This window comes from Streptomyces sp. NPDC088246 (assembly GCF_044741025.1).
In the GTDB taxonomy this organism is placed as follows: domain Bacteria; phylum Actinomycetota; class Actinomycetes; order Streptomycetales; family Streptomycetaceae; genus Streptomyces.
In genome coordinates, this window is record NZ_JBIURV010000013.1 from 126,816 (window position 1) to 153,297 (window position 26,482).

General features: G+C 70.3%; 23 protein-coding genes and 2 pseudogenes. 17 read left to right on the forward strand and 8 right to left on the reverse strand.

Annotation, left to right across the window (positions count from 1 at the left end; all coding sequences use genetic code 11):
• Window positions 1-41: 41 nt before the first annotated feature.
• Window positions 42-1,109 carry a septation protein SepH gene (sepH, locus tag ACIPEK_RS19745; RefSeq protein WP_401997585.1) on the reverse strand — a complete coding sequence of 356 codons (1,068 nt, stop codon included), beginning with the start codon at window positions 1,107-1,109 and terminating at the stop codon, window positions 42-44.
• 496 nt (window positions 1,110-1,605) lie between these two features.
• Here sepH and ACIPEK_RS19750 point away from each other — a divergent pair, with 496 nt between their 5' ends.
• Complete coding sequence (locus ACIPEK_RS19750; protein ID WP_401997588.1) at window positions 1,606-2,559, forward strand: hypothetical protein; 954 nt, start codon at window positions 1,606-1,608, stop codon at window positions 2,557-2,559.
• 13 nt (window positions 2,560-2,572) lie between these two features.
• Here the strand turns inward: ACIPEK_RS19750 and ACIPEK_RS19755 are convergent, their stop codons facing one another.
• Window positions 2,573-3,895 (reverse strand): D-arabinono-1,4-lactone oxidase, encoded by a 1,323-nt coding sequence (locus ACIPEK_RS19755; protein ID WP_401997591.1) that lies wholly within the window; start codon window positions 3,893-3,895, stop codon window positions 2,573-2,575.
• Window positions 3,852-5,099 carry an MFS transporter gene (locus tag ACIPEK_RS19760; RefSeq protein ID WP_327272475.1) on the reverse strand — a complete coding sequence of 416 codons (1,248 nt, stop codon included), beginning with the start codon at window positions 5,097-5,099 and terminating at the stop codon, window positions 3,852-3,854. Before ACIPEK_RS19760 ends, ACIPEK_RS19755 begins: the two co-directional genes overlap by 44 nt.
• Window positions 5,100-5,252: 153 nt before the next feature.
• Between ACIPEK_RS19760 and ACIPEK_RS19765 the strand changes: the two genes are divergently transcribed.
• On the forward strand, window positions 5,253-6,380 hold the full coding sequence (locus ACIPEK_RS19765) for a ferrochelatase (protein WP_401997594.1): 1,128 nt from the start codon (window positions 5,253-5,255) through the stop codon (window positions 6,378-6,380).
• 37 nt (window positions 6,381-6,417) lie between these two features.
• Window positions 6,418-7,236: an inositol monophosphatase family protein gene (locus tag ACIPEK_RS19770; protein WP_401997597.1), complete on the forward strand. Its 819-nt coding sequence runs from the start codon at window positions 6,418-6,420 to the stop codon at window positions 7,234-7,236.
• Window positions 7,237-7,318: 82 nt separating this feature from the next.
• Here the strand turns inward: ACIPEK_RS19770 and ACIPEK_RS19775 are convergent, their stop codons facing one another.
• Window positions 7,319-7,492 (reverse strand): hypothetical protein, encoded by a 174-nt coding sequence (locus ACIPEK_RS19775; RefSeq protein WP_176740391.1) that lies wholly within the window; start codon window positions 7,490-7,492, stop codon window positions 7,319-7,321.
• 373 nt (window positions 7,493-7,865) lie between these two features.
• Here ACIPEK_RS19775 and ACIPEK_RS19780 point away from each other — a divergent pair, with 373 nt between their 5' ends.
• The 4 genes from ACIPEK_RS19780 (at window position 7,866) to ACIPEK_RS19795 (ending at window position 11,431) form a co-directional block, all read left to right on the forward strand.
• Window positions 7,866-8,519 (forward strand): response regulator transcription factor, encoded by a 654-nt coding sequence (locus ACIPEK_RS19780; protein ID WP_401997600.1) that lies wholly within the window; start codon window positions 7,866-7,868, stop codon window positions 8,517-8,519.
• A gap of 6 nt (window positions 8,520-8,525) precedes the next feature.
• Complete coding sequence (locus ACIPEK_RS19785) at window positions 8,526-9,755, forward strand: sensor histidine kinase (protein ID WP_401997603.1); 1,230 nt, start codon at window positions 8,526-8,528, stop codon at window positions 9,753-9,755.
• 404 nt (window positions 9,756-10,159) lie between these two features.
• Complete coding sequence (locus ACIPEK_RS19790) at window positions 10,160-10,456, forward strand: DUF4193 domain-containing protein (protein WP_003965732.1); 297 nt, start codon at window positions 10,160-10,162, stop codon at window positions 10,454-10,456.
• Between the two features lie 12 nt (window positions 10,457-10,468).
• Complete coding sequence (locus ACIPEK_RS19795; protein WP_401997606.1) at window positions 10,469-11,431, forward strand: hypothetical protein; 963 nt, start codon at window positions 10,469-10,471, stop codon at window positions 11,429-11,431.
• A gap of 99 nt (window positions 11,432-11,530) precedes the next feature.
• Here ACIPEK_RS19795 and ACIPEK_RS19800 read toward each other — a convergent pair whose 3' ends face one another.
• Window positions 11,531-11,986, reverse strand: a complete 456-nt coding sequence (locus ACIPEK_RS19800; protein ID WP_383978395.1) for a DUF3093 domain-containing protein — start codon at window positions 11,984-11,986, stop codon at window positions 11,531-11,533.
• 58 nt (window positions 11,987-12,044) lie between these two features.
• Between ACIPEK_RS19800 and ACIPEK_RS19805 the strand changes: the two genes are divergently transcribed.
• The 7 genes from ACIPEK_RS19805 (at window position 12,045) to ACIPEK_RS19835 (ending at window position 18,844) form a co-directional block, all read left to right on the forward strand.
• Window positions 12,045-12,629, forward strand: coding sequence for a PaaI family thioesterase (locus ACIPEK_RS19805; RefSeq protein ID WP_266357088.1), 585 nt, complete (start codon window positions 12,045-12,047; stop codon window positions 12,627-12,629).
• Window positions 12,629-13,162 carry a dUTP diphosphatase gene (gene dut, locus ACIPEK_RS19810; protein WP_093898960.1) on the forward strand — a complete coding sequence of 178 codons (534 nt, stop codon included), beginning with the start codon at window positions 12,629-12,631 and terminating at the stop codon, window positions 13,160-13,162. Before ACIPEK_RS19805 ends, dut begins: the two co-directional genes overlap by 1 nt.
• A gap of 1 nt (window position 13,163) precedes the next feature.
• The gene (locus ACIPEK_RS19815; RefSeq protein WP_401997611.1) at window positions 13,164-13,937 is read left to right on the forward strand and encodes a DUF3710 domain-containing protein; all 774 of its coding nucleotides are present in this window, start codon (window positions 13,164-13,166) and stop codon (window positions 13,935-13,937) included.
• A 347-nt stretch (window positions 13,938-14,284) separates the two neighbouring features.
• On the forward strand, window positions 14,285-14,374 hold the full coding sequence (gene kdpF, locus ACIPEK_RS19820; RefSeq protein ID WP_037701211.1) for a K(+)-transporting ATPase subunit F: 90 nt from the start codon (window positions 14,285-14,287) through the stop codon (window positions 14,372-14,374).
• A 7-nt stretch (window positions 14,375-14,381) separates the two neighbouring features.
• On the forward strand, window positions 14,382-16,046 hold the full coding sequence (kdpA, locus tag ACIPEK_RS19825; protein WP_401997614.1) for a potassium-transporting ATPase subunit KdpA: 1,665 nt from the start codon (window positions 14,382-14,384) through the stop codon (window positions 16,044-16,046).
• The gene (gene kdpB, locus ACIPEK_RS19830; RefSeq protein WP_401997616.1) at window positions 16,043-18,169 is read left to right on the forward strand and encodes a potassium-transporting ATPase subunit KdpB; all 2,127 of its coding nucleotides are present in this window, start codon (window positions 16,043-16,045) and stop codon (window positions 18,167-18,169) included. Before kdpA ends, kdpB begins: the two co-directional genes overlap by 4 nt.
• Window positions 18,170-18,175: 6 nt before the next feature.
• Window positions 18,176-18,844: a potassium-transporting ATPase subunit C gene (locus ACIPEK_RS19835; RefSeq protein ID WP_401997619.1), complete on the forward strand. Its 669-nt coding sequence runs from the start codon at window positions 18,176-18,178 to the stop codon at window positions 18,842-18,844.
• Between the two features lie 198 nt (window positions 18,845-19,042).
• Here ACIPEK_RS19835 and ACIPEK_RS19840 read toward each other — a convergent pair.
• Window positions 19,043-19,402: pseudogene (locus ACIPEK_RS19840) on the reverse strand (M1 family aminopeptidase); the annotation flags it as partial.
• Here ACIPEK_RS19840 and ACIPEK_RS19845 point away from each other — a divergent pair.
• A complete protein-coding gene (locus tag ACIPEK_RS19845; RefSeq protein ID WP_401997622.1) occupies window positions 19,284-19,664 on the forward strand; it encodes a hypothetical protein in 381 nt (126 codons plus the stop codon). The pseudogene ACIPEK_RS19840 and the gene ACIPEK_RS19845 overlap by 119 nt on opposite strands.
• A gap of 41 nt (window positions 19,665-19,705) precedes the next feature.
• Here the strand turns inward: ACIPEK_RS19845 and ACIPEK_RS19850 are convergent.
• A pseudogene (locus ACIPEK_RS19850) lies at window positions 19,706-19,882 on the reverse strand (M28 family peptidase); the annotation flags it as partial.
• 9 nt (window positions 19,883-19,891) lie between these two features.
• The gene (locus ACIPEK_RS19855; protein ID WP_401997625.1) at window positions 19,892-20,110 is read right to left on the reverse strand and encodes a hypothetical protein; all 219 of its coding nucleotides are present in this window, start codon (window positions 20,108-20,110) and stop codon (window positions 19,892-19,894) included.
• A 252-nt stretch (window positions 20,111-20,362) separates the two neighbouring features.
• Between ACIPEK_RS19855 and ACIPEK_RS19860 the strand changes: the two genes are divergently transcribed.
• Together ACIPEK_RS19860 and ACIPEK_RS19865 are read left to right on the forward strand one after the other, a co-directional pair.
• The gene (locus ACIPEK_RS19860; RefSeq protein WP_401997627.1) at window positions 20,363-23,653 is read left to right on the forward strand and encodes an FtsX-like permease family protein; all 3,291 of its coding nucleotides are present in this window, start codon (window positions 20,363-20,365) and stop codon (window positions 23,651-23,653) included.
• A complete protein-coding gene (locus tag ACIPEK_RS19865; protein ID WP_401997630.1) occupies window positions 23,650-26,472 on the forward strand; it encodes an FtsX-like permease family protein in 2,823 nt (940 codons plus the stop codon). Before ACIPEK_RS19860 ends, ACIPEK_RS19865 begins: the two co-directional genes overlap by 4 nt.
• Window positions 26,473-26,482 lie beyond the last annotated feature (10 nt).

Genomic DNA, 26,482 nt, shown 5'->3' on the forward strand with positions numbered 1-26,482 from the left:
CAGCGGCGTACGGGCCCTCGTCATGCTGCGGTCACCCCGCCTCAGTCCTGCTTCTTCCGGCGTGTACCGAAGACGATCTCGTCCCAGCTCGGCACGGCGGCACGGCGGCCCGGTCGGACGCCGTCCGCCTCGGCCTGGCGGTCCGTCGTCCCGGTCAGCCGGTCGCGATGGCCGGCTACCGCTCGTGGCATGAGCACATCCGCGTAGGCGGAACCGGCGCCTGCGGAGGCTGCCGCGGCCGGCGGCTCATCGGCCTCCGGCTGTTGCACGGCGGGCTCGATGGCCGGAGGCTCGGGCGGTGCGGGCCGCTCCGGCACCACCATGTCGCCGCGGAAGCTCGGCACCGCCTCCAGCAGGCTGGTCAGCGAATCGCGCTCGCCGGCCGAGATGCCGCCGATGTGTTCCTCCGGCTCGGGCACGGGTGCCGGCGCCGTGGGGCGCTCCATCTGGCGGTCCAGGGCACGGTCCAGCGGACGGTCGCGGGGCAGCCGGGCGATCCGTGGCACGAACGGGAAGCTCGGTTCGGGCGCGGCGACGTCGTCGGTCTCGCCGATCAGTGAACGCGCCTCGTCATCCACGGCCTGGACCAGTCGGCGCGGCGGGTCGTATGTCCAGCTTGCCGAGTGCGGCTCGCCCGCGACCCGGTAGACCAGCAGGACTTCCCAGGTGCCGTCGTCACGGCGCCAGGAGTCCCACTGGACGGTCTCCTTGTCGGCACCGCGCAGCAGCAGCCGCTCCTGCACCGCCTCGCCGAGCTGGGGGCCGGTGTTCTCGCCGGGACGGCGCACAGCAGTCTTCCGGGCCCGCTCGGCCATGAAGGCACGCTCCGCGAGCACGGGGCCCTCGAAGCGGCGGACACGGTCGACCGGAATCCCGGCGAACTGAGCTACTTCTTCCGCGGAGGCGCCGGCTCGTATCCGGGCCTGGATGTCGCGGGGGCGGAGGTGGCTCTCCACCTCGATCTCGATCTGGCCGAGCCGCGCGCGGTCGTTGCGCACGGCGGCTCGCAACCGCTCGTCGATCGGAAGCGTGTACTCCGTGCTGTCCGCAGCCTTGAGCACCAGTCGTGTGCCGTCGTTGGAGACGGCCACGACACGCAGTTCGGGCATGGGGACCTCCCGGGTGGTGCCTGCCGACGTCACGTGCGTCGCTGCTTCCGCTAGTCGAGTGTGGCCTGCCCGGGTGCAGCCTGCCACAACATTGCCGTGTTGCCCGGCGTGTCGGGCGTGAGCCCTTGATCGCCGATGTGACACGGTGACCTATTGTTCAACACAAAGTGACGAATGGTCGCTTTGTGTAGCCAGTCCCCGTGCGATGCCGTGGCGCCGCCGGATCGAGTGCCTCCTTCGGCCCCCTCCCGAAGATCCCGGACACCCGCGTGGGAGTCCGGCCCCAGGGCTCGCCACAGTACTCCATTCGGGCCATGTGGGTGGACCGCCGCGCCGCCGAAGTTCTCGTGAGGTGGGGGGTTGGGCTACCCGGCAGGGTGTGGGGCGGCCTTCATACGTGTCCTGCTTCACAGAATCTCCCGAAGCGGAACTATTCACTTCGCTCAAATGTCCCTTCCTGTTGCATGGTGGGAGAGATGTCAATCAAGGGCTGGAAATGGTGCAGAAGCCGGAAAGTGACATAGAACCCAAAGAAAAGCGTATAGATCTGAGCCTGCCGCAGGTGGCGGGCAGCGCCGTGGCAGCAGTCGCGGCAGCGGTGGCGGCCTCCCAACTGGGCGTGTACGGAACGATCCTCGGTGCCGGGGTGATGAGCGTCGTCGCCACGTGCGGCGGTTCGGTCTTCCAGCACTTCTTCCGCCGCACGGGGGAGCAGATCCGCGAGGTCACGGTCCAGGTGAAGCACCCGGGCCGCGAGGTGACCGTACATACGCGTGAGACGGGTGGCGCGCGCGTCGCCGCGACCGTGCAGCGCGAAACGGACGCCACGACCGTACTGCGCAACGTGGCAGACGATCCGGACCGCACGCAGCTGCTGAGGCCGCTCGACGGGACCCGGTTGCTCACCACGGGGCACCCGGACCCGGACGAGGAGTTCTCCGAAGCCACCACCCACGGCACCCGCATCCGCGGCTGGAAGCGCTCGGCGCTCGGGGCGGTCGTGGTCTTCGCCGTGACCATGGCCGGCATCACCACGTTCGAACTGGTCTCCGGCAACGGCCTGAGCGGTGGCAAAGGAACGACCGTCGGCTCCGTCGTACGCGGCGGGGAGCGGAGCTCCGGGTCGAAAGACCCGGCGCCGGCCACCAGCACCGACCCCGGCCAGGGGCAGACCCCGGGCCAGAAGAGCGGCGCGACGCCCGGTACGGATTCGCAGGGCGGACAGAGCCGGAACCCGGACTCCGGTCAGGGCGACGGCTCCTCGGCCGATCCGACGCCCAGCCCCACGCCGTCCGACAACACCGGTGGCCAGACGAATCCGTCCCCGGCGACCACGCCCTCCCCGGCAGCGCCCGGCGACGGCAGCACAGTCGGCCCGGACCCGGCGGGTGCGGGCGACGCCCCGGTGCAGGGCGACCGCGCCGCCACCGGCACGGATACCGCGCAGTGAACGGCCGCGACGCTCAGTCGCCCAGCACCCGGCGCAGATAGTCGTTGCCGAAGAGGCGGTCCGGGTCCAGCCGGTCGCGTACGGCGGTGAACTCGCCGAACCGCGGGTACACCCCGGCGAGGTACTCGGCGTCGCGGGTGTTGACCTTGCCCCAGTGCGGGCGGCCGGCGTGGGCGGTCATGATCCGCTCGACGGCAGTGAAGTACGCCTGGTAGGGCGTGCCCTTGTACAGATGGACGGCGATGTACGCGCTCTGACGGCCCGAGGCCGTGGAGAGCGCGATGTCGTCCGCGGGGGCGGTACGGACCTCCACCGGGAAGCTGATCCGCAGGGGTGAACGCTCGACCATCGCCTTGACCTCGCGCAGCGCCTCCACGACGGCCTCGCGCGGCAGCGCGTACTCCATCTCCACGAAGCGGACCCGGCGTGGGCTGGTGAAGACCTTGTACGGGATGTCGGTGTACGTACGGGCCGACAGGGCGCGGCTGGAGAGCTTGGCGATCGACGGAATGGCGGCGGGGACCGCCCGGCCGAGCGAGCAGGCCACCTGGAAGATCCCGTTGGAGAGGAGCTCGTCCTCGATCCAGCCGCTGACCCTTCCGGGCGGGGCGGCGGGGCCCGCGCTGCGGTTGTTGCGCTTGGTGTTGCAGTTGCCGGTGTGCGGGAACCAGTAGAACTCGAAGTGTTCGTTCTCGGCGACCAGCTCGTCGAAGTCGTCCGTGACCCGGTCGAAGCTCATCGGCTCCTCACGGGCCGTCAGCAGGAAGACGGGCTCCACGGTGAAGGTGATCGCCGTGACGACACCCAGGGCGCCGAGCCCGATCCGGGCGACGGCGAAGATGTCGGCGTTCTCCTTCTCCGAGCAGGTCAGCACTGTGCCGTCGGCCGTCACCAGTTCGAGGGCACGGATCTGCGCGGATATGGACGCCGAGTCGCGGCCGGTGCCATGGGTGCCGGTCGAGGTGGCGCCGGCGACCGTCTGCTCCATGATGTCGCCCATGTTGGTGAGCGACAGGCCCTCCCGCGCCAGGGCGGTGTTCAGCCGCTTCAGCGGGGTGCCCGCCTCGACGGTCACCGTCATCGCCTTACGGTCGATCTCCCGGATGCCGGTGAGCAGATCCGGACGGATCAGCACACCGTCGGTGGCCGCCGTCGCGGTGAAGGAGTGCCCGGTGCCGACCGGCTTCACCCGCAGACCGTCCTCGGACGCGCGGCGCAGCACCTCGGCGAGCTCCGCCACGGAGGCGGGGGACACGGCCCGTACCGGACGGGCGCTGACGTTCCCCGCCCAGTTACGCCACGCGCTCGTCGTCGTCCGTGCGTCGGTGTCGGTCATCTTCCCCGCGCCCTTCCGTAGGAACCGGCCCGCTGAGCCGGCGATACCCCAGGAACGCCACCGCGGCCGCGAGCGCTCCCGCCACGGCGGGCACCGCGTACCCCGCCTCGGCTCCGGACGCGTCGACCACCCAGCCGGCGGCCGAGGAGCCGAGCGCCACACCGACGGCGAGCCCGGTGCTGGTCCAGGTCATGCCCTCGGTCAGTTCGGTGCGCGGTACGTGTTGCTCGACGAGGGCCATGGTGGTGACCATCGTCGGTGCGATGGCGAGGCCCGCGACAAAGAGCGCCACGGCCAGAAACGGGAGGTTCCCGGCCAGTTGGAGGGGGATCATACTCACGGCCATCGCACACACACCCACCAGCCACCGGGTGGACGGCTTCCCCTTGAGGTGCAGCAGACCGAAGACCGCTCCGGCCAGGCAGGACCCCAACGCGTACACGGCCAGCACGAGGCTCGCCGCGGCCTTGTGACCCTGCTCCTCGGCGAAGGCCACCGTCACCACGTCGACCGCCCCGAAGATCGCACCGGTCGCCACGAACGTGACCACGAGCACCTGGAGGCCCCGCGAGCGCAGCGCGGAACCGCCGGTGTGCTGCTCGCGCGGATGCGGCACCGGCTCGGTGGCGCGCTGGGCGGTCAGCCAGAAGACACCGACCAGCAGGAACCCTGCGGCGAGAAGCGGCCCCGCCTCGGGGAACCAGGCGGTGGACAGACCGATCGAGATGATCGGCCCGAAGATGAAGCACACCTCGTCGACGATCGACTCCCACGAGTACGCGGTGTGCAGCTGCCGCGGTGAACCGCGGTAGATCTCCGCCCAGCGGGCCCGGATCATCGAACCCACGCTGGGGACGCAGCCGGCGCCCGCCGCGAAGACGAAGAGCGTCCAGTCCGCCAGCCGCTGCTGCGCGCAGATCAGGAGACCGGCCACCGCCGCCAGCGCGACCAGGGTGGCGGGACGCAGGACGCGGCGCTGCCCGTGCCGGTCGACGAGCCGGGAGATCAGTGGCCCGATCACCGCCGCCGACATCGCCAGCGTCGCGGAGAGAGCGCCCGCGAGCCCGTAACGGCCGGTGAGCTGGGAAACCATGGTGACCACACCGATGCCCATCATGGACAGCGGCATCCGGCCGAGGAATCCGGCCGCCGAGAACCCCTTGGTGCCGGGGGCGGCGAAAATCGCGCGGTAGGGACTGGGCAAGGAGGGCTCCGGAACAGCGTGATCACACGCGCTTGTAATGCGTGAACGTAGCCGATACAGCTTACGGTTCGGGCGGTCCGTCCGACACCGGGGCAGTACCGGGAGCCGATGTCGGTGGGAGCACTGTCCGAGGCGAGTGGCAGGATCGATGCCATGTCCGATCTGCGCGATCCCGCTCCCTATGACGCCCTGCTGCTGCTCTCCTTCGGCGGCCCCGAAGGCCCGGACGACGTGGTCCCGTTCCTGGCGAACGTGACCCGTGGCCGTGGCATCCCCGAGGAGCGGCTGAAGGAAGTCGGCAAGCACTACTTCCTGTTCGGTGGCGTCAGCCCGATCAATGCCCAGAACAGGGCCCTGCTGGAGGCCCTGCGCAAGGACTTCACGGAGCACGGACTCGATCTGCCGGTGTACTGGGGCAACCGCAACTGGGCGCCGTACCTCACCGATACCCTGCGTGAGATGACCGCGGACGGACACCGCCGCATCGCAGTCCTCGCCACCAGCGCATACGCCTCCTACTCCGGCTGCCGGCAGTACCGCGAGAACCTCGCGGAGTCGCTGGCCGCCCTGGAGGCCGAGGGGCTGCGGGTGCCCCGGGTCGACAAACTCCGGCACTACTTCAACCATCCCGGGTTCGTACGGCCCATGGTGGACGGCGTCCTCGCCTCCCTGGCCGACCTCCCCGAGGACGTACGGACGGGGGCGCACCTCGCCTTCACCACGCACTCCATCCCCATCTCCGCCGCCGACACCTCGGGCCCCGTGGAGGAGCACGGCGACGGCGGCGCCTATGTCGCCGAACACCTCGACGTCGCCCGCCTGATCATCGACGCGGTGCGCGAGGAGACCGGCGTCGAGTACCCCTGGCAGCTCGTCTACCAGTCGCGCAGCGGCGCCCCGCACATCCCGTGGCTGGAGCCCGACATCTGCGACCACCTGGAGGCGTTGCACGACGAGGGCGTCCCCGCCGTGGTGATGGCCCCCATCGGTTTCGTCTCGGACCACATGGAAGTGCTGTACGACCTCGACACGGAGGCCACCGCGAAGGCCGCCGAACTCGGACTTCCGGTGCGCAGGTCCGCGACCGTGGGCGCCGACCCGCGCTTCGCCGCGGCCGTGCGTGAACTGGTGCTGGAGCGCGCCGCCACCGAGCAGGGACGCGCCGCGCAGCGGTGCGCGCTCGGCGCGCTCGGCCCGGGCCATGACCTCTGCCCGGTCGGCTGCTGCCCCGCCCGGGCCCTCAAGCCGGCCGCTGCGGGCGTCGACAGCCCGTACGCGTAAGAGCCCCTGCCATACGCCTAGAGACCCCTGGAGCGCCGTGACCGACCCGAACCTGTCCGAACTGCTCGACCTCGCCCGGGAGGCCGCCCGCCGTGCCGGTGCGCTGCTGCGCGACGGCCGCCCGGCCGACCTGGGGGTGGCTGCGACCAAGTCCAGCCCGATCGACGTCGTCACCGAGATGGACATCGCCGCCGAGAAGCTGATCACCGGCTTCCTCACCGAGCGCCGTCCCCAGGACGGCTTCCTCGGCGAGGAAGGGGCGAACACGGAGGGCAGCAGCGGTATCCGCTGGGTCATCGACCCGCTCGACGGCACCGTGAACTACCTGTACGGACTGCCGACCTGGGCCGTCTCCATCGCCGCTGAACGGGACGGCGAGCGGGTCGTGGGCGTGGTGGAGGCCCCGATGCGCCGCGAGACGTACCAGGCGGTGCTCGGCGGCGGTGCATATGCGAAGGGCGGTGCGTACGGCGAAGGCACCGCGCTGCACTGCCGGCCCGCGCCACCGCTCGACCAGGCGCTCGTCTCGACCGGCTTCAACTACGTCAGCCACGTCCGTACGCACCAGGCGGACGTGGCCCAGAAGCTGATCCCGCGGCTGCGTGACATCCGGCGCAGCGGCTCCGCCGCCGTGGACCTCTGCGATGTGGCATCCGGCCGCCTCGACGGCTACTACGAGCGAGGGCTCCACCCGTGGGACCTGGCGGCCGGCGACCTCATCGCCCGCGAGGCGGGTGCCCGCACCGGCGGCCGTCCCGGGCTGCCCGCCGACGGTGATCTGACGGTCGCCGCGACGCCGGGTGTCTTCGAGCCGCTGCAGGGTCTCCTGGAGGAGTTCGGAGCCTGGCACGACTAGGGCCGAGGCCGATCGGGTCCTTCCGGCATGTGAGAAGGACCCCTGACGCCGGTTGCGGCATCAGGGGCCCTTCTCACGTGAATCAGACGCTGGTGGCGCCGATTTCGACGCCGTGCTCGGCGGCGAGGCGGTGCAGGTCGTCCAGCTCGCCCTGCTCGACATCCGCGAGGAAGTCGTCGCCCGTCTCCCGAGCTTTCGTGAGGTCGGACTCGGTGGTCTTGATTCGTTGCAGCAGACCTGCGGTGAAAGCGTCCATAATGCGCCCCCTCATCGTGGGTCGGTGGCACGGGGGTGTGCCCGGGTTTCCCTCCGCACGGAGGCGGTAGGGCGGGTGATCACGCGCTCTCCGGGGACGGAGTGGCCTGTGGCACGCCACATTCAAGGCGTGATCGCGGGTGTGAATGCGTCCTCCCCAGCCCAAGGCTCAGAGAAACCTCAACTGGCCCGGAAATCCGGCGCATTCCCCGGAGCCGCCGGCCGGCCAACGCCGTCTTACCGCCGGTTTATACGCGTTGCGGGCAGGATGGAGCCGCACAGACCAGTGCCGATGAGCGGTTCGGATCACGGACCGTGGTCACATCGGGACGTTCTGAAGCCACCTACTGAAGTTTCTAAGGAAGGACAGCGCCGTGCGCGTACTCGTCGTGGAGGACGAGCAACTGCTCGCCGATGCGGTGGCCACCGGATTGCGCCGTGAGGCCATGGCCGTCGATGTCGTGTACGACGGTGCGGCGGCCCTGGAGCGCGTCGAGGTCAACGACTACGACGTCGTGGTGCTGGACCGGGACCTCCCCCTGGTGCACGGCGACGACGTCTGCCGGCGGATCGTCGAACTGGGCATGCCCACCCGGGTGCTCATGCTCACCGCGTCCGGGGACGTCAGCGACCGGGTGGAGGGGCTGGAGCTGGGCGCCGACGACTATCTGCCCAAGCCGTTCGCCTTCAGCGAGCTCACCGCGCGGGTACGGGCGCTGGGCCGGCGTGCGACAGTGGCCCTGCCGCCCGTCCTGGAGCGCGCAGGAATCAAGCTCGACCCCAACCGCCGCGAGGTCTTCCGGGGCGAGGCGGAGATCCAGCTCGCGCCGAAGGAATTTGCCGTGCTGGAGGTCCTGATGCGCAGCGAGGGCGCGGTCGTCTCGGCCGAGCAGCTGCTGGAGAAGGCCTGGGACGAGAACACCGACCCGTTCACCAATGTCGTCCGGGTGACCGTCATGACACTGCGCCGCAAGCTCGGCGAACCGCCGGTGATCGTCACCGTGCCCGGCTCCGGCTACCGGATCTGACGGCCGATGCCCACCGTCCCGGCGCCGCCGACGGCGCCCCCGAAGCCCACCTGGGAGCCCAAACAGCAGGAGCCGCCGTACTGGCTGCGCCCGACCATCCGGATACGGCTCACACTGCTGTACGGCGGCATGTTCCTGATCGCCGGCATCCTGCTGCTGGCGATCATCTACATGCTGGCCGCCCAGGCCCTCCAGGTGGGCAGTGAGCTGCCGTTCAAGATCGTGAACGGCCGGGTCGTCAGTGACGTGTGCAACTTCAGCGGCTTGACCACACCCGACGCCGCCAACGCGGCCATGAACACCTGCGTCAACCACCAGCGCCAGCAGGCGCTGGACACCCTCCTCAACCGGTCGCTGCTGGCCCTCGTCGGCCTCAGCGTCATCGCCTTCGCCTTCGGCTACGCCATGGCGGGCCGGGTGCTCTCCCCGCTGGGCCGGATCACCCGCACCGCACGCCGGGTGGCCGGAACGGATCTGTCCCGCCGGATCGAACTGGACGGCCCGGACGACGAGCTGAAGGAGCTCGCCGACACCTTCGACGACATGCTCGACCGTCTGGAGCGGGCCTTCACCGCCCAGCAGCGGTTCGTCGGGAACGCGTCGCATGAACTGCGCACCCCGCTCGCGATCAACCGCACGCTGCTGGAGGTCCATCTCTCCGACCCCCAGGCCCCGCCGGAGCTGAAGCAGCTCGGCAAGACCCTGCTGGCCACCAACGAGCGCAGTGAGCAGCTCGTCGAGGGTCTGCTGCTGCTGGCCCGCAGCGACAACCAGATCGTCGAGCGCAAACCGGTCGACCTCGCCGAGGTGGCCTCGCGCGCGATCGACCAGACGCGCGGCGAGGCCGAGGAGCGGGGTGTGGAGATCCGCGGCGAGCGAGCCCCGGCCATCGTCCAGGGCAACGGCGTGCTGCTGGAGCGGATCGCGCTGAACCTCGTACAGAACGCCGTGCGCTACAACGTTCCCGAGCAGGGCTGGGTGGAGGTCACCACCGATCTGCAGTCCGGCCAGGCCGTGCTCGTCGTCGTGAACACGGGACCGGTGGTGCCCGCGTATGAGATCGACAACCTCTTCGAGCCCTTCAGACGGCTGCGTACGGAGCGAACAGGCAGCGACAAGGGGGTGGGGCTCGGACTGTCGATCGCGCGGTCCGTGGCGCGCGCTCACGGCGGCCGTATCGTCGCGGAGCCCCGCGAGGGCGGTGGTCTTGTGATGCGCGTCTCACTGCCGGCCTGAGAGGCCGGGCGCGGCGATTCGTGCTCAAATTATTTTGTTCGCTTTGAGCGGAATTTTCGGGACCTGTGCCCGAAGTTGCCGTGTGTGATCGATCACAGGAGCGAATTTCTCTATGTCAACGCTGCGTGATCAGGGTCGTCACCGGAAAACCCGCAAAAGTCGGGGTTTTCGGGGTTCGATATCACGGGAAGTACACGGGGTGGCGCCCGTGAAGCGCGAGACCGGGACCGTGTACGGTCCCCATCGCCACCCAAGACGACCACTCCCGAGCGGTCCTTTTGGGTGTCGATTGAGTAACAGACCTTGATGTGAGGCAAAATCTCCGCCTCAGGTCGGGCACAAGTCCGGCCTCTCACGCGTTACGTGCGCTGAGACACCGCAGACACCCAGAGGGGGAGAGCGACATGGCAACGGATTACGACACCCCACGCAAGACCGATGACGACGTCGACCAGGACAGCCTTGAAGAGCTCAAGGCTCGCCGGAGCGACAAGACGGCGTCTGCCGTCGACGTCGACGAGTTCGACGCGGCCGAGGGACTGGAGCTGCCCGGAGCAGACCTGTCCAACGAAGAGCTGGCCGTAAGGGTCCTGCCCAAGCAAGCCGACGAGTTCACGTGCATGAGCTGCTTTCTTGTGCACCACAGGAGCCAGCTGGCGCGCGAGAAGAACGGCCAGCCGATCTGCCGCGACTGCGACTAGGTCGAACCGACCGTGGCAGGCGACACACCGTTCCGGAAGCGACGCTTGCGGCGCAAGAGGTCGTCGGAGGCGAACCAGGGCGGCACAGGCCCGGCAGAAGGCGTAGCAGCGCCTGCTGAGCGGTCCGCCCTGCCACCCTCCCCGGGTGAGCGGGACGACGAGCGGGGCCGGTCGGCCTCGCTCGAAGCAGTCACGGCAGTCGAAGGGGTCGAAGGAGTCGACACGGCCGATGGGGCCGGACAGGTCGACAGGACGGAGTCCGTGACCGGGGCAGGCCGTCTGAGTTCAGTGAAACGGGGAGTACGCAAGGGTGGGGAGAGCGCAAAGGCAGCGATCGGTCATGTCGCCGACCTGATCATCGAGACCGCTCCCCGCATCCCTGTGCGCGATCTCGCGACCCTGCGCAAGCAGTTCCCGGGCCTCGGGCCCGAGGAGCTCGCCGACAAGCTCATCGCAGGCGCGAGCAAGGCGTCGGCCACCGTCGGTGCCGGAATCGGCGCGGCGGCCATGATGCCCGTACCGCCCGCCATGCTCGCCGAGCTGGCGGCGGAGATCACCGGTGTGGCCGCGATCGAGATGAAGCTCGTCGCCGAGCTGCACGAGGTCTACGGGCTGCGCCCGCCGGGCGGGCTCACCCAGCGTTCCACCGCCTACCTCACGTCCTGGACGGAGGAGCGCGGTATCGATGTCGCCCACCCCGCGACGGTCGATTCGGCGCTGGGCGGCCAGATGAAACGGGAGCTGCGCCAGCAGATCACCAAGCGCATGGTGCGCAATCTGCCGAACCTCGTGCCGTTCATGCTCGGCGCCGCCGTAGGCGCGATGATGAACCGGCGCGACACCAGAAAGCTTGCCGAACGGGTCAGGAAGGACCTGCGCAAGCGCCGGATCCCCTGGGACCGGCTTGCGGAGCTGCCTCCGCTGGAGCGGCAGGAGGTCCTGCGCAAGGATCTCCCGGGCGAGCTGGAGAGCTAGGGCGTCCAGGCGCCCGTGGGGGCAAGTCCCCGCCCGACAGGGCCTGTGGGGGCCGAGAGGGCCCGCGAGGGGTCCTCCTGGAGGGGAGAGATCCCGAAGCTAGGCCCGCACCGCGCTGAGCGCTGCGACCAGGGCCTGCGGCTCGCGGGTCGACAGATAGACGTACGGAGTCGGGTCCTGCGGGTCGGTGACCTCCACCCGGACCGCCGTCGGGATGTAGCTGCGCAGCAGCATGAACGCGCGGGTGTCCGCCTTGTACGAGCGCCACGCGCGCGCCTCCTCCGCCTCCAGCACCTCGGCCTCGCCGAGCGCCGTCACCGGAATCCGTGCGTCGCCGGCCACCAGGGCGCCCGCGACCACCCGGATCCTGGCCGAACCGTAAGAGCTCACCGCGACCGCCGACAGGGCCGTTCCGCCCACCAGGCCCGCCAGCAGGGGCAGGGTGCCGAGCGGCAGCAGCATCAGGGCACAGGCGATGCCGACCAGGAAGGCGATGAGCCACCACGAACGGGGCGCGGTCAGTCGTTCGTCGAAAGGCGGGGTGGAAGGCTGCATGGACCCAAGCTTGGCACGGCGCGACCTGCGGATGGCCGCGCGGGTAAGGTCTGCGCCTGTGAGTGGAACATCTGTGGCTCTGAAGCCCCCGGCCGACGCGGTGAAACCGGTCCGGCACCCCGAAGCCCCGGCCCCCGGTGAACTCCTCGGCGCGCACTACGATCACTGTTTCGGGTGCGGCGAAGGACAGCCGCACGGGCTGCACCTCCAGGCGCGGGCCGGCGAGGGTGTCAGAATCACCGCCGAGTTCACCGTGAAGGCCGCCCACCAGGGCGCCCCGGGGCTGGCCCACGGCGGCGTCCTGGCCACCGCGCTGGACGAGACGCTCGGCTCGTTGAACTGGCTGTTGCGGGTGATCGCGGTGACCGGGCGACTGGAGACCGACTTCGTGCGCCCGGTGCCCGTGGATACCGTGCTGCACCTGGACGCCGAGGTCACCGCGGTGCACGGCCGGAAGATCTACTCCCGGGCGACCGGCCGGATCGGTGGCCCGGACGGACCGGTGGCGGTCCGCGCCGAGGCCCTCTTCATCGAGGTCAAGGTCGATCACTTCATCGAGAACGGCCGCCCGGCCGAGATCCAGGCAGCGATGGCCGACCCGGACCAGACCAAGCGCGTCCGTGCGTTCGAGGTGAATCCCTGATGCGTCACCCCGTAGACGTGCTTATTCGCCGTGTCGACCCGGACGTGCCGATTCCGGCCTACGGACACCCGGGCGACGCCGGGGTCGATCTGGTGACCACCGAGGCCGCCGAACTCGCCCCGGGCGAGCGGGCTGTGCTGCCCACCGGGGTGTCGATCGCCCTGCCCGACGGATACGCCGCGTTCGTGCACCCGCGGTCCGGCCTCGCCGCGCGCTGCGGAGTCGCTCTTGTGAATGCCCCGGGGACGGTTGATGCCGGGTACCGTGGAGAGATCAAGGTAATCGTCATCAATCTCGACCCGCGCGAGCCCGTGCGGTTCGAGCGGTTCGACCGGATTGCCCAACTGGTCGTCCAGCAGGTCGAGAAGGTGCGCTTCCACGAGGTGGCGGAGCTACCCGGCTCGGCCCGCGGTGAGGGAGGCTTCGGATCCACCGGAGGGCATGCCTCCGGTGATGTTGATGGCGTCAGGGGCGGGATTACCCAGGGCGGGAACAGCTACGCTTCGGTCGTACCCGACCGGGAAGGACAGTGACGTGTTCGGACGTCGCAAGAAGAGTGGTTCCGCCGAGGACGTGGCGGACGAAGCGCGCGAGGCCGAGCAGGTCGTCGACGAGCTCGATGACGCCGATGGAGCCGACAGCGGCTCGCGTCGGGTGAATCTCCCGCCGGCGCCGCGGCCGGACGGACCGTGGGACATCACCGAGGTCTCCCAGCCCGGCGAGGGCCGTGTCGACCTGGGTGGCGTCTTCGTGCCCGGTGTCGAGGGCATGGAGCTGCGCGTCGAGGTGGCCGGTGACGCGATCGTCGCCGCGACCGTGGTGCTGCGCGACAGCGCCATCCAGCTGCAGGCCTTCGCCGCCCCCAAGAAGGAGGGCATCTGGGGCGAGGTCCGCGAGGAGATCGCCTCCGGCATCACCCAGCAGGGCGGGATCATCGACGAGGTCGAGGGTCCGCTGGGCTGGGAGCTGCGTGCCCAGGTCCCCGTACAGCTCCCGGACGGGACGAACGGCGTGCAGCTGGTGCGCTTCGTCGGTGTCGACGGTCCGCGCTGGTTCCTGCGCGGGGTGATCTCCGGCCAGGGTGCTGTGCAGCCGGAGGCCGCAGGGCTGCTGGAGACGGTCTTCCGGGACACCGTGGTCGTCCGTGGCGAGGGCCCGATGGCGCCGCGCGACCCGATCGTCCTCAAGCTCCCCGACGACGCCCAGATGGTGCCCGAGGGCGTCCAGCAGGAGAACCAGGAGGGCTCGAAGTTCTCCGGTGGCATGGGCCAGCTCCAGCGTGGACCCGAGATCACCGAGGTGCGCTGAGCTGATACGGGCAGCCGCCCGGCACAGCTGAAGGCCGGTGGGCCGTACCCCCTGGGGAGGGGGTACGGCCCACCGGCCTTTCTGCGCGCCGAGGGCGGGCTCCGGGGCGTACGACAGGGGCGCGTATGGAGCGCGTATAGGGCACGTATGTGCACCGTCAAGGGCTCGCCCTTCCCCGTAAGGAAGCCATCAACGCAGGCCAGGACGGCTGTGACGCAAGGTTTGCTCATGAGGTCCAAGAATCCGTACCTCATCTAGGAGCACACGATGGCCGATGTGGCCTTCGTCGTCACCACGATCGCGGTGTTCGCGTTGGTGGCTCTCGTCGCCAGGGGGGTGGCGAAGCTGTGACTGCCGAGAACATTGTCGGTCTGATCGTGGCCGTTGCCCTGTTGGGCTATCTCGTCCTCGCCCTTCTGTACCCGGAGAGGTTCTGAGCCCGACATGAGCCCCGTCCTCGCTGGTGTGCTCCAGCTGCTCGCGCTCGTTGTGGCGCTGGGTCTGGCGTACCGTCCGCTCGGTGACTACATGGCCGGCGTCTACTCCTCGAAGAAGCACCTCCGGGTCGAGAAGTGGATATACAAGGCCATCGGCGCCAATCCGAACACGGAGATGCGCTGGCCCGCGTATCTGCGTGGGGTGCTCGCGTTTTCCGCGGTGAGCGTCCTCTTCCTCTATCTGCTGCAGCGGCTCCAGGGCAGTCTGCCCGGCTCGCTCGGCTTCGTCTCGATCGACCCGGATCAGGCGTTCAACACGGCGGCGTCGTTCGTCGCGAACACCAACTGGCAGTCGTACTACGGCGAGCAGGCCATGGGCCATGTCGTCCAGACCGGTGGCCTGGCGGTGCAGAACTTCGTCTCGGCCGCCGTCGGTATCGCGGTTGCGGTGGCGCTGGTACGCGGCTTCGCCCGTTCCCGCACGGGTGAGCTGGGCAATTTCTGGTCCGACCTGGTGCGCGGCACCCTACGGATCCTGCTGCCGATCTCGGTGATCGGTGCGGTCCTCCTCGTCGCCTGTGGCGCCATCCAGAACTTCTCCGGCATCCATGAGGTCGGGCAGTTCATGGGCGGCTCGCAGCAGTGGAACGGTGGCGCGGTCGCCTCCCAGGAGGCCATCAAGGAGCTGGGCACCAACGGCGGCGGCTATTTCAATGCCAATGCGTCCCACCCGTTCGAGAACCCCAACGGGCTCTCCAACCTCCTTGAGATCTTCCTGATCCTGGTCATTCCTTTCGCGCTGACCCGCACGTTCGGCCGGATGGTCGGCTCGCTGAAGCAGGGCTACGCGATTCTGGCGACGATGGGCTTCATCTGGCTCGGGTTCACCGCGCTCATGATGTGGACCGAATTCGCCCACCACGGGCCCGCGTTCGACATTGCGGGCGGGGCGATGGAGGGCAAGGAGACCCGGTTCGGGATCGGCGGCTCTTCGATCTTCGCGGTGGCCACGACGCTGACGTCGACCGGTGCGGTGAACTCCTTCCACTCCTCGTTCACCGGTTTCGGCGGCGGGATCACGATGCTGGGAATGCAGCTCGGCGAGATCGCTCCTGGTGGTACGGGGTCGGGCCTGTACGGCATGCTGATCATGGCGATCATCGCGGTGTTCATCGCCGGTCTCATGGTCGGCCGCACCCCGGAATATCTGGGGAAGAAGATCGGTACCCGGGAGATCAAGTTCGCGGCCTGCTACATCCTGATCACGCCGGCTCTGGTGCTGTGCTTCACCGCCGCGGCGATGGCCCTGCCCACCCCGCCCCACTCGATGACCAACACCGGCGCGCACGGATTCTCCGAGATCCTGTACGCCTACACCTCGGGTGCGAACAACAACGGTTCGGCGTTCGCCGGACTCAACGCGGACACGCAGTGGTTCAACACCACGATCGGGCTGGCGATGCTGCTGGGCCGGTTCCTGCCGATGGTGTTCGTCCTCGCGCTGGCCGGCTCGCTCGCCGAGCAGAAGCCCGTACCGGCGACCGTGGGAACCCTGGGCACGCACAAGCCGCTGTTCAGCGGGCTGCTGGTCGGCACGATCCTGATCATCACCGGGCTGACCTACTTCCCGGCACTCGCGCTGGGGCCGCTGGCCGAAGGGCTGGCGTCATGACCACTCGTCTGAAGCAAGAGGACTCGATGTCCACTGTCACGCCCACCCGGGCACCGCACCAGGACGTGCCCACGGGCCACCAGAGCGAAGGGCGTGTCGGCGGGGGCCTGTTCGACCCCAAGCAGCTGCTCAAGTCCTTCCCGGACGCGGTACGCAAGCTCGATCCCCGGGTGATGGTCAAGTCACCCGTGATGTTCGTGGTGCTGATCGGCTCGGTGCTCACCACCGTGCTCGCGGTGCTGGATCCGGGCGACTGGTTCGGCTGGGCGATCGCGGTCTGGCTGTGGCTCACGACGATCTTCGCCAACCTGGCGGAGGCGGTCGCCGAGGGGCGCGGCAAGGCGCAGGCCGACACGCTGCGCAAGGCCAAGACCGACACCGTCGCCCGGCGGCTGACCGGCAAGAACGAGGAGCGGGTGCCGGGGACCGAGCTGCGTATCGGTGATCTGGTGGTCTGCGAGGCCGGTGACATCATTCCCGGTGACGGGGATGTCGTCGAGGGCGTCGCGAGTGTGGACGAGTCCGCGATCACGGGCGAGTCGGCGCCGGTCATCCGGGAGTCGGGCGGTGACCGCTCGGCCGTCACGGGGGGTACGAAGGTGCTCTCCGACCGGGTCGTCATCAAGATCACGACGAAGCCGGGTGAGACGTTCATCGACCGGATGATCGCCCTGGTCGAGGGCGCCGCCCGGCAGAAGACACCCAACGAGATCGCGCTGAACATCCTTCTGGCGTCCCTCACCATCGTCTTCCTGCTCGCTGTCGTCACTCTGCAGCCCTTCGCGATCTACGCGGGCCAGAAGCAGTCGATGATCGTGCTGACCGCCCTGCTGGTCTGCCTGATCCCGACGACCATCGGTGCGCTGCTCTCGGCGATCGGTATCGCCGGTATGGACCGGCTGGTGCAGCGCAACGTCCTTGCCATGTCGGGGCGTGCCGTCGAGGCCGCGGGGGATGTCTCGACCCTGCTCCTCGACAAGACCGGCACCATCACGCTCGGCAACCGCCAGGCCGCCGAATTCCTCCCGGTCAAGGGCACGACCGAGGCCGAACTGGCGGACGCCGCCCAGCTGTCCTCACTGGCCGACGAGACTCCCGAGGGGCGTTCCATCGTCGTGCTCGCCAAGGAGAAGTACGGGCTGCGCGAGCGTCATCAGGGCGAACTGCGGCACGCCGAGTGGGTCGCGTTCACCGCCCAGACACGGATGTCGGGTGTGGATGCCGACGGACGCAAGGTCCGCAAGGGCGCGACCGGTTCGGTCGTCGCCTGGGTGAAGGAGCGCGGCGGGAGCGTCTCGCAGGACGCGCAGGCGCTCACCGACCGGATCTCCCAGGCCGGCGGCACACCGCTGCTGGTCGCCCTGGAGGACGAGCACGGCGCCCGGGTCCTGGGTGTCATCCACCTCAAGGACGTCGTCAAGGAGGGCATGCGGGAGCGGTTCGACGAACTGCGCCGCATGGGCATCAAGACGGTCATGATCACCGGGGACAACCCGCTGACCGCGAAGGCAATCGCCCAGGAGGCCGGCGTCGACGACTTCCTCGCCGAGGCCACCCCCGAGGACAAGATGGCCCTCATCAAGCGGGAACAGGCCGGCGGCAAACTCGTCGCGATGACCGGTGACGGCACCAACGACGCCCCCGCGCTGGCCCAGGCGGACGTCGGCGTGGCCATGAACACCGGTACCTCGGCCGCGAAAGAGGCCGGGAACATGGTGGACCTGGACTCCAACCCCACCAAGCTGATCGAGATAGTCGAGATCGGCAAGCAGCTCCTCATCACCCGCGGAGCCCTGACCACCTTCTCGATCGCCAACGACGTCGCGAAGTACTTCGCGATCATCCCGGCAATGTTCGCGGTGGCCTACCCCGGCCTGGACAAGCTCAACATCATGCAGCTGTCCTCGCCCCAGTCCGCGATCCTGTCCGCGGTCGTCTTCAACGCGCTGATCATCATCGCGCTCGTACCGCTCGCCCTGAAGGGCGTGCGCTACCGGCCCAGCAGCGCCGACTCGATGCTCCGGCGCAACCTCGGGATCTACGGACTGGGCGGCCTGATCGCCCCGTTCATCGGCATCAAGATCATCGACCTGATCATCTCCCTCATCCCCGGAATCGGCTGACCTGCCATGAACAACTCCGTAGGAAACACCACCCGGCTGCTCTGGGCCGGGCTGCGCGCCCTGCTCGTCCTCACCGTCGTCTGCGGCGTCATCTACCCGCTCGCCGTCACCGCTGTCGCCCAGGGCATCTTCCCCGACAAGGCCAACGGCTCCGAGATCAGCTCCAACGGCAAGGTCGTCGGCTCCGAACTCATCGGCCAGCGCTACGACCTGCCGCTCAAGAAGGGACAGGAAACCGCGGCCCCGGACCTCAAGTGGTTCCAGCCGCGCCCCTCCAACGGCCTGGGCACCAACAGCGTCAACACCCAGTACAAACTGATCCTCTCCGGCGCGACCAACCGCTCCGGCGACAACAAGGAACTCATCGACTGGGTCACCGCCGCCAAGGCCGCCGTCGTCAAGGACAACTCCGTCCCCGGCCACCCCGTCAACCCCGCAGATGTGCCGGCCGAGGCCGTCACCTCCTCGGGCTCCGGCCTCGACCCCGCCATCTCCCCGGCATACGCACAGCTCCAGGTACGCCGCGTCGCCGAGCGCAACCACCTCGACGCCGCCCAGGTCGAGAAGCTCGTCGAGCAACACACCGACGGCCGGATCCTCGGCTTCGTCGGAGAGCCCAGGGTCAACGTCCTCCAGCTCAACATCGCACTCAAGCAACTGGTGAACGGGGCTTGAGGAATTGAGGGCACTGAGGCCGGCCGTGGTGGCCGGCCTCAGGCCGTTGGGCCCCCGTTGCACGCCGGCCCAGCGGGTCGGCGTGCCCAGGCTGCCCGGATACAGGTACTTCTGCGGCGGGATGACCGTGCCGTCGACCCACGCCCCGAAGAATCCCTTGAGGTCCTTGCCCGAGACCTTCGCCGCCAGCGCCTCGAACTGCCGGAACGAGGCATTGCCGTACGCGTGGTCGCGGGTCCAGGTCCTGAGCGTCCGGAAGAACGCGTCGTCACCGACCATGCGCCGCAGAGCGTGCAGCATCAGGGACCCCTTGAAGTACAGCGCGCGATCCAACTCCTTTCCCTGGCCCGGGTCATAGAGCTTGGTGGACCAGAAGGACGGGTCGTTCCTGTTGTTCTCGACCTCGGGCCGGTAGTAGTAACTGTCGAGGTCGGCGCCCTTGTGTTCCTCCCACAACTGCCCGGCGTACTGGGCGAAGCACTCCGCGACGCAGCCGTCCCGCCAGTCCTCGAACGACACGCTGTCGCCGAACCACTGGTGGGTGTTCCCGTGGACCACCGAGGCGTCGAAGAGCATCGCGCCGTACGTGGGGCGGCTCTGCGTCTCCAGGTCGAGAGGGCCGCCGGTGGGCTCCTTCGTGGCGCCGACGACGATGGCGCCCGCCGAGGAGAAGGGGTACGGGCCGAACTTCGCGGTCAGGAAGTCCAGAATCTCCGTCTGCTCGGCCTCCGCGTCCGGGTCGATGACGGCGTCCGGGCTGTATACCGTGATGACCGGTGTTCCGGCGGCCGTCTTTCCCGGACGGGACTTGGCCACCTGAAGGGCGGTGGCCAGGACCGCGGCCGAGCCCGAGCCGTTGTCGTTGATCCCCGGGCCCTCCTTGACGCTGTCGAGGTGGGCGCCGGTCAGCAGCACGTGATCCGGGTCGCCGCCCGGCCAGTAGGCGATCAGGTTGTCGCCGGTGGCGCCGTTGTGGGTGAAGGGGACCAGTTTCGTGCGGAAGCCGGCCCGGTCCAGGGCGTTCTTCACATACGCCACCGATTCCGCTTATCCCTGCGTGCCGTGCGCGCGGTTGCCGCCGTTGCGGTCGGCGATGCGCTGCAGCGCGCGCAGGTGGGGCATCACCTGCTGCTCGGAGACGGTGGGAGCGGTGGGGGCCTGCGCTTTCGCGGTTGCGGCTGCGGTTGCGGCGGGGAGCGCGGACAGGGTCAGGGATATCCCGAGGGCTCCGGCGACAAGCCCGGGAAGGCTCCTTCGTAACGTCATGCGCACCCTTTCAAGGACGGGGCACTCGCCCCGGTGGACCCTGGCAAGGCTGGTCAGCCGGTGTCAGGAAGTTGTCGGGAAGCGGTTGTACTCCGATAAAGAGAACGTCCGTGCCGTTCGGCGCTGTGAAGTGACTGTCCGTCAAGTGCACGCCCGGCGATGGTGTCCGACTTGTCCAGACCATTGCGGCACGTGTGGTGTCCACCCATACTGGCTTGATCATCCGGGGGGATGAAGTGACCAGGGGGACTGGTGAGGAATCGGGGCGGGCGGACGCCTGCGCTGCTGCGCCGCAGCAGGCACCACGGTCTGGTGCTCTGCGCTGCCGGACTCGCGGTGCTGCTCGCGGCCACCGTACTGGCGGCGCTGGCCGCGCTCACCGAGCGCGCGGTCGAGGGCGGGGTGCAGCGGCGGCTCGCCGCGGACTCCGGAGCCGCCGTCCAGGTCGCGGGCCGTCACGGTGCCGGGAAGGACGCGGCATACGTCCGTACCGACAAGGCCGTACGTGCCGCGATGGACGATGTCTTCGCCGGTGTGCCGCAGCACACCTGGGCGGCGCACCGGGCGCCGGCGGCCATGTCCAGCGGCTACCCCGTAAGCGGCGCCGACGGCCGTACGGCCGAGGACCTGACCGTCTCCGTCGTCGCGCTCCAGGACCAGTCGCGCCATGCCCGGCTGCTCTCCGGCCGTTGGCCGCGCGGCTCCACCGCAGGTGGTGCGACGGAGGCGGCACTGCCCAGAGTCCTCGCCGCCCGGCTCCAGCTGCGCCCCGGCAGCCGGTTCACCGTCGACGCCAACGGCAGGGGCCGGGTGTCCCTGCGGCTGAGCGGGATCTACTCCGCCCAGGGCCGGTCGCCCGCCGTCTGGGCGGCCCTCGCCGGGGACTACGGAAGCATCGGGAACCTGGTCCTTCTCGCTCCCGACGCCTTCACCGCGAACCCCCGGCTGGCCGGGGACTCCAACGATCTGTGGCTCGGCGTACCGGTCGCCTCGGGTCTGCGGCTGGACGGCATCGACGCACTCGCCGGACGGCTGGACACCTTCAGCGGCAGCGACACCAGCCGTTCCGTCTTCCACGGCGGGCCGGCCCCCGGCTCCGAACTCGCCGTACTCGACGGACTCGCGGACACCCTGCGTGAACTCGACACCCCCATCGCCGTCGCCCGCGCCGGCCTCTACATCCCCGCCACGCTGCTGGCGGCGCTCGCCGCCGCCGCGCTCGTCCTCACCGCCCGCCAACTCGCCGAACACCGCAGGCCCGAACAGGCCCTGCTCGCGGCACGCGGCGCCGGGGCCCTGCGGATCACCGGCGCGGCCGCCGCCCAGTGGGCGGCCGTAGCCCTCCCGGCGGGCTGCGCCGCACCGTTCCTCGCCGGACCGCTGCTACGACTTCTGGACCGGGGCGGGCTCGTCCCCGGAGGCGTCCCCGACGAGCCGTCGGCACTCACCCTCGCCCGGGCCGTCGCACTGCTCGCCGTCGTGCTGCACGGCGCCGCGCTGCTGCTGCCGACCGTGCGTGCGGCACGCGACCGGCGCACCGTCTCCCGGCTGCGACAGCGCCTGAGCCGGTACTCCGGCGCACAGCGCACGGGAACCGATGTCGCCCTGGTCGCGGTCGCCGTGCTCGGCTGGCTCCAGCTGCGGCAGTACCGGTCCCCGGTCCTGGCGGGCAATGGCAGCAGCGGTGTCGATCCGGTGCTCGTCCTGGCGCCCGTCGCGATGACCACCGCGGCCGTCCTGCTGGTCCTGCGGCTGCTGCCACTGGCCGGTCGGCTCCTCGACCTGATGGCCCGGCGCGGCACCGGACTCGTACTCCCGCTCGGCGGCTGGCAGATCGGCCGCCGCGCCTCCCGGCACGCCGGACCGACCCTGGTCGTCGCCCTGGCACTGGCCGTCGGCGCGCTCAGTGCCACCGCCCTGGCGATCCTCGACCGGGGCGACCACGACCAGGCCGTGTTCGCCGTCGGCTCGGACCTGAGGATCACCGCGGGGCCCGAGGGCGCCGGGGGTGTACCGGCGGGGGAGCGCAGAGCGGCCTACCGGAAGCTGCCGGGCGTCGACGCGCTCACCCCCGTACTGGAGGCGCCCGGCTACGTGGCGGACAAGCCCGTCGCGGTCACCGGAATCAATACCGCACGCGGTCCCGTGCCCACCCTGCGCCCCGACCTCTCCGACCGGCCGCTCGCCGATCTCCTGCGCCCGCTCGGACGCACGGTCCCACGCCATGGACTGGCGCTCGCCGGGACTCCCCGCACCCTGCCGCTGCGGGTGGCGCTCAGCGCCGACGGCCCCGGCACACCCGTACCGATCACCCTCACCGTCACCTTCGAGGACGGCGACGGACTCGCCCACGAGAGCTCCGCGGCGCTGCGCACCACGGGCACTCGGGCCCGCACCGTACAGCTGCCCGTGCCCGCGCGCACCGGGCCGCTGCGGATCCTCCGAGTCAGCCTGAACATGCGAGGTGAAACGGTCCGCCGCACCTACCGCCTGACGGTCGACCAGATCCCGGGCGCGACCGCGTCGGCGTCCCTGAAAGATGTCACCGGCACCGACGTGTCCGATCCGGGCACCGTGGGCTGCCCCGGCGCGGAACCCGATACGTTCGCCCCGACCCCCGGTACCGGGCCCGTGCTCTGCAGCAACCGGCCGAGGGCCGGCGCACTCCTCGACGCGGTGCTGCGCGGCCCCGATGTCGCATCGACCTCGCCCCTGTGGGACATCCGGCTGGCGGTCGGCACCGTGCGGGTCACTCCCGATGTGCCCGCCCTGGCCGATGCGGCGCTGCTCGCCCAGGGCACCGTCAGGATCGGGGACACCGTGGACGTGGAGCCGCCCGACGGGGGCGCCCTGTCCTTCAAGGTGATCGGCCGGATCGAGGCCGTTCCCGGCGTCGACCGAAACTTCCCGCGCCTCCTCGTCGACTCCCGGGCGCTGACCGGTCTGCTCGCGGCCCAGGGCCGGCTGCCCGAGGCCGAGACGGGCTGGCTGGCCTCGGTCCGGGGGCACGATGCGAGCGCCGCGCTGCGGGCGGTGGGCGCGGATCCGCGGCTCGGTGTCGCGACGGACGTGCCCCGTGAACGAGCCCGGCTCGCCGACGATCCGCTGCGGCACGGCGCCCGCGGCGCCCTCACACTCTGTCTGCTGCTGGCCCCCGCCTTCGCGGTGATCGCCTTCACGCTGCACACCGCGCTCTCCGCGAGGGACCGGCGCCGGGAGTTCGCGCTGCTGCGGGCCATCGGCGTACGGCGCGGCCAGCTCGCCGGGTACCTCTGGACCGAACAGCTGGGGCTGTCAGCCGTCGCCGCGCTGCTGGGCACCCTGCTCGGCACGTTGCTCGCGGCCGCGATCATGCCGGTGGTCACGGTGAACACCGACGGACAGCAGGTCTTCCCCGTCCTGCTGACGTCCGTGCCCTGGGCGCGGGTGGCGATGACCGGGGCGGCCACGACCGTACTGATCTGTGTGGTGGTCGGTTTCGCCGCCCGGTTCCTGGCACGGGTGGATCTGGCACGGGTACTGCGAGCGGGGGACGACGGATGAGCGACCGAGCACCGGGCACGGAGCCCGCCTTCACCGGTGGCCTCGTCGACAGGCTTCGCGCGCTCCGCTCCTGGCGACCCGACGTGCTGACGATCCGTGAGGCGCGTTCCGACGCCGTACTGCTGGCCTGTCTCGCCGCGCTCGTCGCCCTGCTCACCGCCGCGGCCGCCGCCGCACCGCCGCTCATGGACCGGCTCGCCGGACGTGCCCTGCTCGACCGGGTGGCCGCCGTCCAGGCGAACGGGCCCGGCCTGCAGTTCAGTTCGGCGCTTGAAATTCCCCACACCAAGAGGACCGGACCGGTCACGTTCGGGCGAGATCTCGACGACTCGGGCAAGCACATCATGAGTGCCGCGCCCGTTGTGCTCACCGACCGCCTGGTGGCCCGGTCCGCCCGCGTGGAACTCCCGCCGGTGGCGGCCACGATCGGCGACGAGTCCGTCTCGCTCGGCCTGCTGTACGCGAACGACGCGCCCCGGGTGCGTTCCTACACCGCGGGCCGGGCACCGGGCGAGAACCGTAGCCGGGTCGAGATCGCCGTATCGGCCAGGACGGCGGAGGTACTGGGGCTCCGCGTCGGACAGCGCCTCACCCTCCGGCAGGGCCGCCTGCCCGTGACGACTCCGGCCGTGGTGGCCGGTGTCTTCGAGCTGGACGCGCAGCGGATGGGCCGTGAAGTGCCTTTGCTCGGAGCTCCGTTGAAGGTGCCCGGCGCCACCACCGGCATCGACCGGCAAGCCGCCGCACTGACCTCACCCGGCGCGCTCGAAAGGCTCCAGAGGTCAGGACAGGTCCAGCTCTCCGCCACCTGGAACCAGCAGCTCGACCTGACCGGTGCCGAAGCGATCCGGTTCAGCGGTGCACACGGCAGCGCGGAGCTTCAGCGCGGGCTGTACCAGTACGGACAGCTGGTGGACGACTCGTTCTGCCGGCAGGGCGCCGACGGGTACCAGGTCTGCACCGTCGGTGCGCACGGCGCTTCCTCGCTGACCATGTCGAGCCAACTGCCGGGCATGACAGGACGGTTCACCACCGAATGGCACCGTGCCGAGGCCGTCATCTCGTTCTCGCTCGTCTCACTGATCAGCGTGGGCCTGGCCACCTGTGTCGTCACGGCCCTGCTCGCCGTACGCCGCAGACTCGACGCACACCGGCTCCAACGGGCCCGGGGGGCCGCCGCGCTCGGCCTCGCCGCCACCCGCGCCGGACAGACCGCCCCGGTCGTGCTGATCGGCATGCTGGTGGGCCTCGCAGTGGCCTGGTCCGTCGCACCTTCGGGCGCGAGCAGCCCGGCCTACGGCACGGCGGCGGTCGTCGCGGCACTCGCCTGGCTGGTACTGCCCGCGCTGACCTGGAACGCGGTACGGGACAGAGCGCCGCGACAGCCCGCCGACGGCCGGGACGGGGCACGCGCCGGCGCACGCCGGATCACCGCCGAGGCCACCGTGCTGCTGCTCGCCGCCGCAGGTGTCCTCGCCCTGCGGACCCGGGGCATGCAGGATGCGACCGATCCCCAACTCGCCGCTGTGCCGGCCCTGCTGGGGCTGGCGACCGTTCTGTTGCTGGTGCGCTGCTACCCGCCCCCGGTGCGGTTCCTGGCCCGCTGGTCCGCGCGCCGTCGCGGAGCCGTCCCGATGATCGCGCTCGCCCGGGCCGCCAAGGACGCCCCTGCGCGCGCCCTCGCACTCCTCGTCCTGGTCATCACCCTGGGCACCGCCGTCTTCAGCAGCCTCGTCGCCGGGACGATCGCCGAAGGACGCCGCACCGCCGCCGACTGGCACGTCGGCGCCGATGCCTCCTATGCCGGCGCCCAGGCCGACCCGGAGACCGCGCAGAAGCTGTCCCGCGCCCCCGGGGTCCGCCACCGGGTGACCGTCTCCCGTACCTCCGCGGCGCTCATCGGCGCCGATGACGGCGGCAACTACGGCCGGGCCGACCTGGTCTCCCTCGACGCCTCCGCGCTCGGTGCAGCGGCACCGGGCTCCCCGGCCTCGACAGCTCTGTCCCGAGCCCCGCGCGCCGGCCACGGAGCCGTCCCGGTGCTCACCGGACCCGGGCTGCCGGTCGGGACGACGTACACCAGCACCCTGCGCGGCCGGACCCTCACCTTCACCGTAGTCGGCAGGCTCACCGACGACGCGGCCCACGACCAGGCGCTCGGCCCGGTGCTCGAAGACCGCGACAACCGTGTGCTGCTCGCCGACGCGGCAGCGCTCACCGGGTTCCGCGCCAAGGACCAGGAGGAGAAGACGCTCCTGCTGTACGGCTCCGCAATCGACGCGGACGTGCTGCGCGGCATCGCGCCACGGGCCACCGTCGAGGACAGTGCGGGCGAGCTGCGCATCCGCTCCGAGGCGGAGGCCCGGGACCGGGACGACGGTGTGCTCGTAGCCCTGTCCACCGCGCACACCGTCTGCTCGCTGCTCGCGGCCCTGCTGGCCTTCGTCGCGCTCGTACTCGATCTGCTGCTCTCCGCGCCCGAACGCGGCCGCACCGCGGCGAAGCTCCGTACGCTGGGCCTCGGTACCCGCGCCGTCGGAGGGCTGCAGATCCTGCAACTGCTGCCGATGGCACTGGCCGCCGCGGCCGGCGGGGTCGCTCTCGGCGCGGCGCTCCCGGCCCTGCTCGGACCGGCCCTGAAACTGCGTGACTTCACGGGCGGCCCCGCCGAACCGGCCCTGCACGCCGATTACGCACCGGTGGCCCTGCTGGGCGTCGGATTCGCCGTACTGATCGCGGCGGCCGTCGCCGCGGAGACCTGGCTGGCCCGCCGCCGCGGACTGGGGGCGGTCCTACGAGTGGGGGAGAACGGCACATGACGGATGACGA